20 protein-coding genes and 1 tRNA gene are annotated in these 12,021 nt (G+C 64.9%); 2 read left to right on the plus strand and 19 right to left on the minus strand.

What is annotated here, in order from left to right:
• The 16 genes from NKH51_RS10605 to NKH51_RS10680 all read right to left on the minus strand — a co-directional run bounded on the left by NKH51_RS10605 (window position 1) and on the right by NKH51_RS10680 (window position 8,800).
• Window positions 1-183 carry a 30S ribosomal protein S14 gene (locus NKH51_RS10605; protein WP_130498710.1) on the minus strand — a complete coding sequence of 61 codons (183 nt, stop codon included), beginning with the start codon at window positions 181-183 and terminating at the stop codon, window positions 1-3.
• Window positions 176-721, minus strand: coding sequence for a 50S ribosomal protein L5 (locus NKH51_RS10610; RefSeq protein ID WP_254761652.1), 546 nt, complete (start codon window positions 719-721; stop codon window positions 176-178). Before NKH51_RS10610 ends, NKH51_RS10605 begins: the two co-directional genes overlap by 8 nt.
• On the minus strand, window positions 714-1,415 hold the full coding sequence (locus NKH51_RS10615; RefSeq protein WP_254761653.1) for a 30S ribosomal protein S4e: 702 nt from the start codon (window positions 1,413-1,415) through the stop codon (window positions 714-716). The genes NKH51_RS10610 and NKH51_RS10615 overlap by 8 nt, the downstream gene beginning before the upstream one ends.
• Window positions 1,412-1,768, minus strand: coding sequence for a 50S ribosomal protein L24 (rplX, locus tag NKH51_RS10620; protein ID WP_254761654.1), 357 nt, complete (start codon window positions 1,766-1,768; stop codon window positions 1,412-1,414). The genes NKH51_RS10615 and rplX overlap by 4 nt, the downstream gene beginning before the upstream one ends.
• 2 nt (window positions 1,769-1,770) lie before the next feature.
• Entirely contained in the window at window positions 1,771-2,169 is a 399-nt protein-coding gene (locus NKH51_RS10625; RefSeq protein ID WP_254761655.1) for a 50S ribosomal protein L14, read from the minus strand.
• Window positions 2,169-2,606 (minus strand): 30S ribosomal protein S17, encoded by a 438-nt coding sequence (locus NKH51_RS10630; protein ID WP_254761656.1) that lies wholly within the window; start codon window positions 2,604-2,606, stop codon window positions 2,169-2,171. The genes NKH51_RS10625 and NKH51_RS10630 overlap by 1 nt, the downstream gene beginning before the upstream one ends.
• Window positions 2,597-3,061, minus strand: coding sequence for a ribonuclease P protein component 1 (locus NKH51_RS10635; RefSeq protein WP_254761657.1), 465 nt, complete (start codon window positions 3,059-3,061; stop codon window positions 2,597-2,599). The genes NKH51_RS10630 and NKH51_RS10635 overlap by 10 nt, the downstream gene beginning before the upstream one ends.
• 66 nt (window positions 3,062-3,127) lie before the next feature.
• Complete coding sequence (rpmC, locus tag NKH51_RS10640) at window positions 3,128-3,334, minus strand: 50S ribosomal protein L29 (RefSeq protein WP_254761658.1); 207 nt, start codon at window positions 3,332-3,334, stop codon at window positions 3,128-3,130.
• Entirely contained in the window at window positions 3,334-4,272 is a 939-nt protein-coding gene (locus NKH51_RS10645) for a 30S ribosomal protein S3 (protein WP_254761659.1), read from the minus strand. Before NKH51_RS10645 ends, rpmC begins: the two co-directional genes overlap by 1 nt.
• Window positions 4,272-4,751, minus strand: a complete 480-nt coding sequence (locus tag NKH51_RS10650) for a 50S ribosomal protein L22 (RefSeq protein WP_254761660.1) — start codon at window positions 4,749-4,751, stop codon at window positions 4,272-4,274. Before NKH51_RS10650 ends, NKH51_RS10645 begins: the two co-directional genes overlap by 1 nt.
• Window positions 4,752-4,758: 7 nt before the next feature.
• Window positions 4,759-5,181 (minus strand): 30S ribosomal protein S19, encoded by a 423-nt coding sequence (locus NKH51_RS10655; RefSeq protein ID WP_254761661.1) that lies wholly within the window; start codon window positions 5,179-5,181, stop codon window positions 4,759-4,761.
• On the minus strand, window positions 5,178-5,900 hold the full coding sequence (locus tag NKH51_RS10660) for a 50S ribosomal protein L2 (protein ID WP_254761662.1): 723 nt from the start codon (window positions 5,898-5,900) through the stop codon (window positions 5,178-5,180). The genes NKH51_RS10655 and NKH51_RS10660 overlap by 4 nt, the downstream gene beginning before the upstream one ends.
• A gap of 2 nt (window positions 5,901-5,902) precedes the next feature.
• On the minus strand, window positions 5,903-6,154 hold the full coding sequence (locus NKH51_RS10665; protein ID WP_254761663.1) for a 50S ribosomal protein L23: 252 nt from the start codon (window positions 6,152-6,154) through the stop codon (window positions 5,903-5,905).
• Entirely contained in the window at window positions 6,151-6,903 is a 753-nt protein-coding gene (gene rpl4p, locus NKH51_RS10670) for a 50S ribosomal protein L4 (RefSeq protein WP_254761664.1), read from the minus strand. The genes NKH51_RS10665 and rpl4p overlap by 4 nt, the downstream gene beginning before the upstream one ends.
• Before the next feature lie 3 nt (window positions 6,904-6,906).
• On the minus strand, window positions 6,907-7,926 hold the full coding sequence (locus tag NKH51_RS10675) for a 50S ribosomal protein L3 (protein WP_254761665.1): 1,020 nt from the start codon (window positions 7,924-7,926) through the stop codon (window positions 6,907-6,909).
• A gap of 4 nt (window positions 7,927-7,930) precedes the next feature.
• Entirely contained in the window at window positions 7,931-8,800 is an 870-nt protein-coding gene (locus tag NKH51_RS10680; protein ID WP_254761666.1) for an RNA methyltransferase, read from the minus strand.
• Window positions 8,801-9,101: 301 nt separating this feature from the next.
• Between NKH51_RS10680 and NKH51_RS10685 the strand changes: the two genes are divergently transcribed.
• Window positions 9,102-9,172, plus strand: a tRNA-Gly gene (locus NKH51_RS10685).
• Window positions 9,173-9,411: 239 nt separating this feature from the next.
• Here the strand turns inward: NKH51_RS10685 and NKH51_RS10690 are convergent.
• The 3 genes from NKH51_RS10690 to NKH51_RS10700 all read right to left on the minus strand — a co-directional run bounded on the left by NKH51_RS10690 (window position 9,412) and on the right by NKH51_RS10700 (window position 11,108).
• Window positions 9,412-10,290: a universal stress protein gene (locus NKH51_RS10690; RefSeq protein ID WP_254761667.1), complete on the minus strand. Its 879-nt coding sequence runs from the start codon at window positions 10,288-10,290 to the stop codon at window positions 9,412-9,414.
• A 4-nt stretch (window positions 10,291-10,294) separates the two neighbouring features.
• Window positions 10,295-10,573 (minus strand): amphi-Trp domain-containing protein, encoded by a 279-nt coding sequence (locus tag NKH51_RS10695; RefSeq protein WP_254761668.1) that lies wholly within the window; start codon window positions 10,571-10,573, stop codon window positions 10,295-10,297.
• An 88-nt stretch (window positions 10,574-10,661) separates the two neighbouring features.
• A complete protein-coding gene (locus NKH51_RS10700) occupies window positions 10,662-11,108 on the minus strand; it encodes a DUF4112 domain-containing protein (RefSeq protein WP_254761669.1) in 447 nt (148 codons plus the stop codon).
• A 399-nt stretch (window positions 11,109-11,507) separates the two neighbouring features.
• On the opposite strand from NKH51_RS10700, the gene NKH51_RS10705 reads away from it, so the two are divergent.
• Window positions 11,508-11,861: a HalOD1 output domain-containing protein gene (locus tag NKH51_RS10705; RefSeq protein WP_254761670.1), complete on the plus strand. Its 354-nt coding sequence runs from the start codon at window positions 11,508-11,510 to the stop codon at window positions 11,859-11,861.
• The last annotated feature ends 160 nt before the right edge of the window (window positions 11,862-12,021 follow it).

Here is a 12,021-nt window from a genome sequence, read left to right on the forward strand (position 1 = left end):
TTATCGATACTTCTTGAATCCCATGTCGCGGGCGATCTCGCGGAAGCACTGTCGGCAAAGGTTGATGTCGTACTTGCCGACGAGCCCCTGCTCGCGGCCACAGCGCTGGCAGGACTCGATCTGTCCCGTGCGCTTTGCCGCGTGCTCGCCCGTGCGGTCGTTTTCTGTTTCGCTTTCACTCATCGTCTGCGCCCTCCACGCTGACGTCGAAGTTCGCCTCGAGGAACGCGATGGCGTCCTCGGGGGTCAGTCGGTGGTTCGACGGGATCGAGCGGGTGGCCTTGTCGCGCTTGGCGATGCGGTAGCCCGGACGCACCAGGTTGACGGTGACGTCCAGCCCGTAGATCCCGACGTTCGGGTCGTACTCCTGGCTGGGGAAGTCGGTGTGTTCCTCGACACCGAAGCTGAAGTTCCCCGTGTCGTCGAACTGCGCCGACGAGATGTTCGCGAGCGGCAGCGCCGTCTCGAGGAACCCGTGGGCGTCGTCGCCGCGGAGGGTGACCTTCGTGCCGATCGGGTCGCCCTGGCGGATGCCGAAGTCGGGTTCGGTCTTCTTCGCCTGGGTCCGGACGCTCTCCTGACCGGTGACCTCCTCGATGATGTCCTCGGCTTTGCCGAGTTCGCGGCCACCTTGCCCGACGCCCATGTGGACGACAACCTTCTCGACGCGCGGTTCGCGCATCTCGTGGAAGTCGCCGCCGGAGTCGCTCTCGCTACTCATCGTCATCACCAGTGAAGTTCTCGTCGATGACGACGACGTACTCCTCGACGGTCTCGAAGCCGCCGTCGTCCGTCGAGACGCCGATTCGGTTCGGACCGCTGCCGGGGGTCACGTCGATCGCGTCGATCTCGCCGATCTTGCCGCCGTGGTTGCCGCGGACGGCGGTCACGAGCGCACCTTCCTCGTAGGGGAAGTGTGCGACGATCGACTTGTCGTCGTTGTCGACGACGATCGAGTCTTTGGTGTCGTACTCGTCTTCGTCGACAATGACGTTCGTCCCGTCGTGCAGCGTCAGCTGGGTGTCGCCGCCCGAAACCTGCTGTTTGCCCTCGATTTTGCCGAGGCGACTCTCGGCGGCGTCCTCGTCGATCTCGGTCAGCGCGAGCCGACCGCCCTCGTCGGGGAAGACGCGGTAGTACTCCCCGCGGGCGGGGAACGCGATGATGTCGAACATGCCGATCGGGCGCTGTTCGTCGTTGATCGGGTCCCCGTTGATCAGGATCGCATCCTCGGAGAGCGCGTATCGAGCTTCCTTCCGGGAGTCCACGTAGCCGAGGACGTCCCGCAGGAGGACGACGAGCGGCACGCCGTCTTCGCCGTGCGGACCGGCGTCGGCCTTGACCGTGAAGGTCTCGGTCTTTCGCTCGACCGGCCAGGACTTCGGTACCGACAGTCGTTTCTGGTGTTTCGTCATTCGCTATCACCTTCGAGTCGCGCCTCGCGACGCTCGTCCTCGAGATCGAGCTCCGTGATCCGGACGTTCGACGGGTCGAGCGGCCGCGGCACCTCTTCGCCGTCGGCCGTCTCGACGGTCACGTCCTCGACGTGGATCGTCCCGTCCTCGAGGATCGCACGCAGGACCTCGCCTTCGTCGCCGGCGTGGTCGCCGCGCATGACCTCGACCGTGTCGCCCGCGTTGACGCGGGTGCGACGGGTGTCGTACTCCTCGCGGAGCTCGTCGGACAGCGTCGCGTGGAGCTGCTTCTGTCGCTTGTGCAGCGGCGCTCGCTCCGTCTGCGTTCGCTGTTTGTGTGGTTGCTTGCTCATATCTATACGATCATCGTCGCCGTGCTGGCGATTGCTCCGAAGCGCTCTGCGACTTCGCGGGCGATCGGCCCCTTGATCTCCGTGCCGCGGGGCTCTTCGTTCTCGTCGATGATGACCGCCGCGTTGTCCTCGAACTTCAGCCGCGTACCGTCGGGCCGGCGGATCGACTTCCGCTGGCGAACGATGACGGCCTCGAGGACCTGTCGGCGCATCTCCGGGGTACCCTTGGTGACCGAAACGGTCACTTTGTCACCGATCCCCGCCTTCGGCTGGCGGTTCTTGGTGCCCTGGTAGCCCGCGACGCTGATGACCTTCAGTTCGCGCGCGCCGGTGTTGTCGGCGCACGTGACCAGCGAGCCCTTCTTCAGGCCCTGCGTGACGTCGGCTTTCATCGCCTCCATCACTCATCACCCTCGTCTTCGTCGGTCGCGAAGTCCTCGTCGGAGAGCTCCGGCTCAGGCTCGGCCTGGCTCGTGAGTTCGGCGAGGTCCTCCGCGGTCGCTTCTTCGGTTACTTCGACGACCACGTGCGATTTCGTCTTCGACAGTGGTCGGGTCTCTGCGATTCTGACCGTGTCACCGACCGAGAGCGGCTCGAGCACGCCCGGCACGTGTGCCGGGATGCGCGAGCGACGCTTCATCTGGCGGTCGTATTTCGGAACCGCCACGTCGTACTCTCGCTCGACGACTACGGTCTTGTCCATGTCCGTCGAGACGACGGTCCCCTCGAGGACCTGTCCTCGAACGGGGAGTTCGCCGTAGAACGGACACTTCTCGTAGTCGTATTCCTCCGGGTTTTCGGGTTCCGGAGGGGTTTCAACGTCTAGTCCTATTGCCATGGTGAATCACCATTCGTCTCCGTGCGTCGGGCGGGTCGTGAGAGCAGCCGCGATCCATCGACCGTAACGTAGGCCACGCCCTCGCCAGCGGCGTGGCGGTGATTCCGGGAGGAATCATCGCCACGATGGCCGGCGGCATCGCCGCCGGCCCGGTCTGTGGCCGCCGATCGCTCGGCAGCCCCAGGTTGAGTGTCGGCCAGTTTGGACGCAGTCCCCGACTCCTTCGCGGAGTCGGCGGCTTCATCTGTGATCGCGAACTCGAACGTCGAGCCCGACTTCGGCACCATGACGACCCGAGACTCGCCGTCTTGACGAACCTCTATCGAGAGGGTTTTGGTCGTCTCGATGACGACGCGGCCCTCCAGACCCACCCGCGCGGAGTCGTCGCTCTCGACGACTCGTACGGGGAGCCCGTTGAGTTCGTGTCGCGGCAGGGTCTCGGGTGTCAGTGCCATCGTTGTGTTACTCTTCGTCCTCGAGGTCGCCTTCCTCACGGGCTTCGCCCGTTCGGATACCGGATCTCATTCGAGATCCCCTTCTTCCCGCTGGATCGTCTTGATCCGCGCGATGGTGCGACCCAGTTCGCCGATGCGACCCGGGTTCTCCGGGGCACCGCCGGCGGCGAGGACGGACTTCTGGTTCAGCAGCTCGGTCTCGAGTTCATCGAGTTCCTCCGCCCGTTCGGCGGGGGTCATGTCGCGGATCTCTTCGACGTGGAGGATCGCCATCAGGCGTCACCTCCCTCGTCTTCGTCTTCCGCTTCCTCGTCTTCCATCTCGGCGACGAGTTCCTCGGCTTCGGCCTCGACGTCCTCCTCGAGTTCCTCGAGTTCTTCCTCGACGCCTTCGTCTTCACCGGGGACCTCGACCTCTTCGAACTCCTCGTCTGCCTCGACTTCCTCTTCGATGACCTCCTCGACGTCCTCGTCGACGGCGTCGACAGCCTCGTCAGACGGGGCCTCGGCACCGCCCTCGGCGGCTTCGGCCGTCTCGGGTTCGCCCTCGAGGAGTTCCTCGACGCCCTCTGCCTCGTTGGCCTCGACGGCGTCGGGGACGAGCTCTTCGGGGTCCATGTCTTCGTTGATCTGGAAGTCGTCGGGGAGCTCGGCGCCCGGCGGGATGATCTTGACGTCGACGCCGATCGTGCCGAGCTTCATGACCGCGACGCCCTGGCCGTGGTCGACGACCTCCTCGGCGGGTTCGCCGTTGTGCTTGATGTAGCCGCGGTTGAACTTCTCGACGCGCGATCGAGCACCCGTGACCTTCCCGGAGAGCACGATCTCGGCGCCGAGCGCGCCGGCTTCCATGATCCGGTCGATCGTCGTGTGACCGGCCTTCCGGAAGTACCAGCCGCGCTCGAGCGCGTTCGCCAGTCGGTCCGCGACGATCCGCGCGTTCAGGTCGGGTTCGTCGACCTCCTGGACGTCGATCTGGGGGTCCTCGAGGTTGAACTTCTCCTCGAGGGCCGTCGTCACTTTCCGAATGTTCTCGCCGCCTTTGCCGATGACCATCCCGGGCTTTTCGGCCTTGAGGACGATCTGGGTTCCCATCGGCGTCTTGGCGACGTCCATGCCACCGTAGCCCGCGCGGCCGAGCTCTTCTTGGAAGAACTCGTCGATCTGGGACCGCTGCAGGCCGTTCTCGATGAATTGATGTTCGTCAGCCATTAGCTCTCGTCCTCCTCGGTTTCGGTCTGTTCTTCGACGACGATCTCGACGTCGACCTGGGGGGTGTTCCACGACGACGCCCGCCCCATCGCGCGGGGCTTGCGACCGACCGACTCGCCGACCTTGTGGGCGGCGACGTGGACGATCTCCATCGACTCGGCGTCGAATCCCTGATGGTCGGCGTTGGCCGCGACGTTCTCGAGTAAGTCGAGGAACTCGCCGGAGACCTTCTCCGGGTACTTGCCGGCGTCCCAGCCCTCGACGTCGGAGCGGTGGCCCGCGCCGGCGTTGTGGGATTTGAAGGGGACCGACTGTACCTCGTCGATCACGTCCTGAAGGTACGCCTGCGCGTCGCCGACGGTTCGGCCCTTGATCTCGCGGGCGACCTCCTTGCTGTGCTTGTGGCTCATATGACGCTCCCGGAGCATGGCTTTCGCCGTGGCGTCCGGGTCCGCGTCGACTGAGTAGTTGATTCCCATGCGTTGATCACTTCAGTGGGACGAACTTCGAGGATCGGGTCGCGCCGATACCGGCCTGCCCGTGCTCGACGGAGGTCCGCGTCAGCTGGAACTCGCCGAGGTAGTGGCCGATCATTTCGGGTTCGACGCGAACGCGCTCGAAGGCCTGTCCGTTGTAGACCTCGAACGTCAGTCCGACGAACTCCGGCAGGATCGGCATGTCCCGCAGGTGCGTTCGGAGCGGGTCGTTCGCCGTCTCCTCTTCGCCGGCTTCGCGGGCCTCCTCGAGCAGTTTCTCCTTCTCGACGGAGAGACCGCGTTCGATACTTCGCCGCTGGCGTGCGGGGAGCAGTTCCACGACCTCGTCGAGCTCTAACTCCTGTAGCTCCTCGAGCGTGTGACCGCGGTAGGTGAACTCACCTTCGCGGCCGGTTCGGTACTCCTGACTCATTTGTTGCCACCTCGACCGGTGCGTCGGGACGAGATGTCACCGACTTTCCGTCCCGGCGGGGCGTCCCGCGAGACGGACTTGGGTTTGCCGGGGTGTTGTCGGCCGCCGCCACCGAACGGGTGGTCGACGGCGTTCATCGCGACACCGCGGACGCGGGGCCACTTCGTGCCCCGGGCCTTCATCTTGTGATACTTGTTGCCGGCCTTGACCATCGGCTTCTCCGTGCGACCGCCGCCGGCGACGACGCCGATCGTGGCGCGACACTGCGGATCGAGGCGCTTGACCTCGCCGCTTGGAAGCTGGACGACCGCGGCGTTGCGGTCGTGGGTGATCAGGTCGGCGTTGGTCCCCGAGGCGCGGGCGAACCGACCGCCGTCGCCCGGGTTCGCCTCGATGTTACAGACCGGGACACCTTCCGGAATCTCGGCCAGCGGAAGCGTGTTACCGGGCTTGATCTCGGCGGAGACGCCGACTTGCAGCTCCTCGCCCACGGTGATGCCTTCGGGCGCGAGGATGAGTCGCTGATCGCCGTCTTCGAACTCGACGGCGGCGACCGGTGCGGATCGGGCCGGGTCGTGTTCGATGTCCACGACCGTCCCGCGCACGATGTCGTCGTCCTCCTCTTTCTTGTGGTCGAGCTTCGCCTTGTACCGGTGGGACGGGGCGCGGAACGTCGAGGTACCGCGACCGCGTCGTTGGCCCTGAATGCGTCGTCCCATGCTCAGAACACCCCGATTCGCGACGCGACTTCCTGTGCGTCGTCCTCCTCGTCGAGGCGGACGATCGCTTTCTTTTTACCCTTCATCGTTACCTGCGTGTTGATGTTCTGTACCGTGATCTCGAACCGTTCTTCGACCTCGTCCCGAATCTCGGGCTTGGTCGCGTCCGGGTTGACGACGAACTGGAGCTTGTTCTCGAAGTCCATGTCGTTCATCGCCTTCTCGGTCACGAGGGGGTGTTCGATGACACTCATCGGTCGGCCACCTCCTCGAGCGCGCTTTCAGTCCAGACGGTCAGCCGTCCGGGCTGTGCGCCGGGCGCGAGATCCTCGGCGTTGACTTCGGCAGCCGTCGTCACGTCGGCACCCGCGAGGTTCCGGGCCGCACGGGACGGGCCGGACTCGCTCGAGGTGACGAAGAGGATCGACTTCGGCTGCTTGTACTTCCGGCCGCGGGTCTTCCCGCGACCCGAGCGGATGCTGCGACCCTCGTCGGCGCGGTCGACGTCGTCCGCGAGGCCCGCTGCCTCGAGGAAGTCGACGACCTCGCGCGTTTTCTCGAGGTCTTCGAACTCGTCGTCGACGACGACCGGAATCTCGGCGTCGTCGTCGAACTCGTGGCCGCGTTCGGCGACGAGATCGGCGTCGGTCGTCGCAGCGACGGCGCTGCGGACGGCCAGTTTCTTTGCTTTCGTGTTGATCGATTCGGACTGGTCTTTCTCGGCTTTCGGCGGGTGAGCCTTCCGACCCTTGACGGTCTGGGGAACGCGTCGACCGCGACCCTCCTGTCGTGGGACGTGGGCCATGCCTCGGCCGCTACCGAACGATTCGGCCGGCGTTCGAAGGCCGGCGAACTCGTCGGCGCCGTAGTCCTGTTTTCGGTTTGCCTGGGCGACGCGAACGGCGCGGGCGATCAGGTCCGGGCGGTACTGGGTCTCGAAGACCGCCGGGAGCTCGACCGTGCCCGCGTCCGAGCCGTCCAGGTCTCGTACTGTTGCGTCCATGTGTTATCCCTGGTTGGATGCGGTGGAGACGTAGCGCACCTCGGGATCGAGGCGCGGCTGTCCTCCGGGTCGGATCGCCGGCCGGAAGCGCACGAGGCGCTTTTCCGGTCCGGGGAGCGAGCCTTTGATCAGCGCGTGCGGCCCGTCGACTTCGCCGTAGTTGACGAAGCCGCCGTCGACCGTCGCGTCAGCACCGTCGCCGATGTCGACGAGGCGCTTGTTCAGTTCCGTCCGCTGGTGGTAGCCGGTCTGACCCTGCTGGGGGACCGTCGAGCGGACGCGAGACGGGTTCCAGGGACCGAGGTTGCCGATGCGGCGACGCCAGCCCTGCCGGGCGTGTTTGCCCTTGCGTTTCTGGACGCCCCATCGCTTGACGGGACCCTGGGTCCCTTTCCCTTTCGTGACGCCGCTTGCGTCGAGGTACTCGCCGGCGCGGAACACGTCGTTCATGACGTGTTCGCCGCCGTCTGCGACGGTCTCGAGGGCGAACTCGAGGCGCTCGTCGACGGAACCGCCGCCGACGCGCGTCTCCATCACGTCCGGTTTCTTCTTGGGCACCGAGGGAACGTCCCCCGGCACGGTGTGGGTGATGACTCGCACGTCGTCGACGCGGCCCTCCTCGTGGAGGCCCCGAAGTTCGTCTTCGGCGGCGTCGGCGTCGTAGTCGTCACCGGGAAGGTCCAGAACACGGTCGAGTTCGGGGACGAACTCGTCGGTCCAGACCTCGGTTATCGGCTTCATACCGTACGGCGTGTCTTCGTACGCTCGCAGAGCGACGGCGCGCATAGGCGGCGTCTCCACGATCGTCACGGGGACGGTCTGTTCCATCCCCTCGGTCGGCGAGTTCGCTTGATCGTCGACCATGACGACGTGGGTCATGCCGGCCTTGTAGCCCGCGAAGCCCTGAAGCGTCGGCTGTCCGTCAGTGTCCGGCCACGAGTTGAAGCGCGGGACCTCGCTGGTCGCACGCTTTCGTGGGCCGAACCCGAGTGAGCCTTTGCGTGGTCTATTTGCTTGTGGCATGCTATCACTCTTGCAGTGAGAGGGGAGCGAGGGTGGCGAACAGAGCCTCCTCCGTTCGCACGACCTCGCTTCCCTGGTTCGGAACCGTGTTCAGCCAGAGGTCGAACCCCGGATCGGCAGTGGGTTCGACTCCGTCATCGTCCGCCCCGTCCGGAGACGAGGGGACGGCTGACGCCTCGATTCCGAGGATGTCCGGCAGCCCTCGCTCGGGTGCGCCAAAGGCGACGGTCATACCGTCGCGGCCGACGCGCCCGGCCAGCGTCTCGAGCCGCCCGACGGTGAGTTCCCCACCGAATCGGGAGGCCGCGATGCGGACGCCGGCGTCCTCACGGCCGAGTGCTGCGGAGAGGTCCGTCCGCTCGACCGACAGCCCCGGGAGGGGCTCGTCGACGAGTTTCGCCCGGACCGGTCGTCGCGAAGAGATCCTGACGGTCACGCGCTCCCCCTCGGAGACCTCCATATCCGGAGGCGTGTTGAGGGAGATCGGGTGTTGCAAGCCGCAATTGACCCGGACGCGCCCTTCAGGTCCGACCTCGGTCACGATCCCTTGTCTTGACGACCCCGAACCGTTCGATTCGGAGCCGGTCTGTGACACCGCGCGGAGCGGCGGCAAGACGCCGACGTACTCCAGTTCGTCCCGCATCCCCCAGGCCTCGTTGCGGAGGTAGGGAGGCGTTGCGGCGTACCGCAGAACGGTACGGACGAACCCGCCGTCGAATCGCCCGGTCTCGCCATCCCGATCGGGATAGACGATCAGGCGATCGGCCCGGAAGATCGTCGCCGCACGGGCGACGTATCCGAGTTTGCGAGTCGCCTCGCGTTTGTCCTCGGCTTCCCGGCTGAGTGACGACGGCACGAGTACGCTGACGGTCATGCCGAAACGCTTCGGCACCGCGTCACTAGACTGTAGCGATCTATTGCGGAGAGGGTCTTAAAAGAATAGCGGATTCGATCCCGGCTGTCAACGCCTCACACCCGCGAATTCGTGCCGAACGGACACACTCACGTTTGGGAATGTGTCACTTGCACCCTGCGTGGGAAGTCGGCGATCGTTGCCGGAAGCGGGCGGGCGTGTCAGGTCGATCACTCGAGAATCGCCATGCGCAAGCATGCCGCCCCTGTGTCGATTCGCAACCCTTATACATCCCTCCGGCAGTAGGTATGAGTGCAGCAGGGCGCTGGTAGTGTAGTGGTATCACGTGACCTTGCCATGGTCACAACCTGGGTTCAAATCCCAGCCAGCGCACTTTTCGATACTCAACACCGACGAGCGTAGCGAGGAGTTCGAGTATCGAAAAGTCGTCCTAGATTTGAACTAGACGAGTCGCAGCCCGGGAAGTGAGCGAAGCGAACGACCCGGAACGTTTCGGCGTAGTTCAAATCCCAGCCAGCGCACTTCTACCGCGAACAGTTCCAGCGAGCACCGCATCGCGTGCGTTCGCCATCCGTGTGCCGGACATCGTACTGGATTTGAGTTAGGTCACGCTACGCGTCCGACGGTGCCTCACGAACCGTCAGCACGGGGATCGACGATGTTCGAACGAGGTGTTCGGTGACGCTGCCGAGGAGGTACCGGTCGAAGCCCGTCCGGCCGTGCGTCCCGACGACGACGAGGTCGATGTCGTGCTCGTCGGTGTACGCGAGGATCGCCTCCTGAATCGACGAGCCGAATTCCACCGTCGCGTTTGCCGGCTCGACGCCGGCGTCGGCGGCGAACGATGACGCGTCCGCGATGATTTCCTCGGCGCTCTCCTCGAGCATCGTCAGCTGAATATCGCTGCGAATGTCGACGCCGAGGCTCGTCGCGGTGATGACCGACAGAAGGTGCAACGCGGCGTCGTCCGCATCGGCGATGTCGACGCCGGCCTCGAGCGCCTCGCGTGCACAGTCGCTGCCGTCGGTCGGGACCAGCACGTTCCGATACGGATAGGTGGCCGTCTCGCCGTTCGGTCGGATCGTCAGCACGGGCACGTCCGCGCGGCGAACGACGCGCTCGGTCGTACTGCCGAGCAGGAGCCGCTCGAGGCCCCGGCGGCCGTGGGTGGGCATGACGACGAGATCGATGTCGCGCGAGTCCGCGTAGTCGACGATCGTGCTGTAGGGGGTTCCCTGACGGACTTCGGTGACCGTGTCGACCCCCCGTTCGCGTGCGCGCTCCGTGGCGTCGCGGACGAGCCGTTCGCCCTCCCGCTCGAGGACGTCGACGACATCGCCCCGCATCCGGACGACGCTATCCTTCGTCGTGTCAGCGACGTTGAGAACGTGTACCGTCGAATCGTTCGCGTCGGCGATCTCGAGGACGTGGTCGAAGGCGGCCGACGCTCCGTCGCTGCCGTCAGTGGGAAAGAGGATCTCCGTGAACATGGAACTACCCTCGAACGTCCAGGGACCCTTCCTCGGCCGTCGTCGCCGCTCGCCGCCAGACGAGTTCGAACTCGATGCTCTGTTTCGCTTCCGTGTCTCCCTCGGACCAGTCCGACTCGCCCTCGAGTTTGAACGTAATCGGTTCGGACGGGTTCAGTCGCGCGTGCGTTTCGCCGAGGCCGACCGTCACGTCACCGTCGTCGTCGAGTTGGTCGGCGAGTTCACGGAGGGCATCGGCGATCTCGGTTCGCGACCGTTCCGCTTCGGTTTCGAGTTCTCCCATATCGTTGCTGACATCGAAGCTCGACTTAAACGGGGATGGATCTCCTCAGGAAAAGGGAATTTCAGTTCGGCGTCCCGATCGTCGGCCGTCAGTCGACGGTCACGACTTCCGGGCCGGTATCGAGCTCGTCACCGTCGTCTGCGAGGTCCTCGAGGGCCAGTCGCAGGTTCCACTTGTTCGCCTTCCAGATCGAGTCGAAGAGGACGCCGAGGACCGGGACGGAGCCGCCGATGACGTCCACACCGACGTTCGCAATCATGCGGAGCAGCGTCGACTGGGAGACGTCCATGCGAGCGGCTTCGGCGACGATATACAGCGAGACGGCCGCCGCGGCAGCGTCCCCGGCTCCGGGAAGGATCCCAAGGATCGGATCGATTCCGACTCGGAAGTCCGTCAGCGGAACGCGGACCCCTTCGTCCAGCGTGTGGGCGACGATGTGCATTCGCTCGAGCGCGCTCTCGTCGATCGACTCGGGAAGGTCGCCGTCGATCTCCTCGAGCTCCGAGTGAATTGCCGATATCCTGTCGGTAGCCATGCAACTCGATTGGGGACGCGTCGGGATAAACTCGCGGGCGGCCGTGGCAAGCGCGACAGGAGTCGGCCGACCGATTCCGTCTTCGGACGGAAAGACCCGTTTTGTCGACCCGACGGGGGGTGAGAGGAGAGGCGAACGACCGTTACGGACGACGGCTCCGAACGAGCACAGTCAACAACTGATTGCCGGTCTCAAAGTTCGTGTTGACGAGACCGTCATCGATCTCACCTCGTCGATGATCCCCGGTGATCGACCGCAAACGGGGGTCCGTCGCTGTATTTTACATATCTTATTCAATCGGCAGAGTATCTCACATATGACTACTGTTATCCGCGACGAGTGGCTTTTATACTATGAGTAGCTACAGTCTAATACACGATTGAACGATCAGATCTAGCAATGCAGACGGAACTCTCACCCGCAGACGGCACGGACGACCTCCAGTACGACCAGACCAACGACCGCTACGTCTTCCGCCACGACGGCGACGGGACCGCGACGATCACCACGACGATCGTCCACGCGCTCGCCTCGATCGCGGACACCGACGTCTCGCAGGGGGAGTTCTCCCTGTACGACAGCGTCGATCCGGACGCCCTCGAGCGCATCTTTAGCCAGAAAGCCGACGGGACCGAGCGGACGGGCGGCCACATCGCCTTCACCGCCCTCGAGCACGAAGTGTACGTCTACGCGAACGGCGACGTCATCATCTACCCGCCCGCGGAGACCCACCGGCCGACCCCCTCGCGCTGAGTCCGGTCGCGCGACTGCCGTACGCCGCCCTGATCGTTTTTACGCCGTTGCTACTCACTCGTGAGCGCAGCAGACGCAGCGTCCGTCGGTCCCCGGCCGAACGAATCGACATGGCCTCGAGACCGTGCCGCATGGTACGGCTTTAGGAGCCGACGACCCG

The sequence above is a fragment of the Natrinema marinum genome, from assembly GCF_024296685.1.
Taxonomy (GTDB): Archaea; Halobacteriota; Halobacteria; order Halobacteriales; family Natrialbaceae; genus Natrinema; species Natrinema marinum.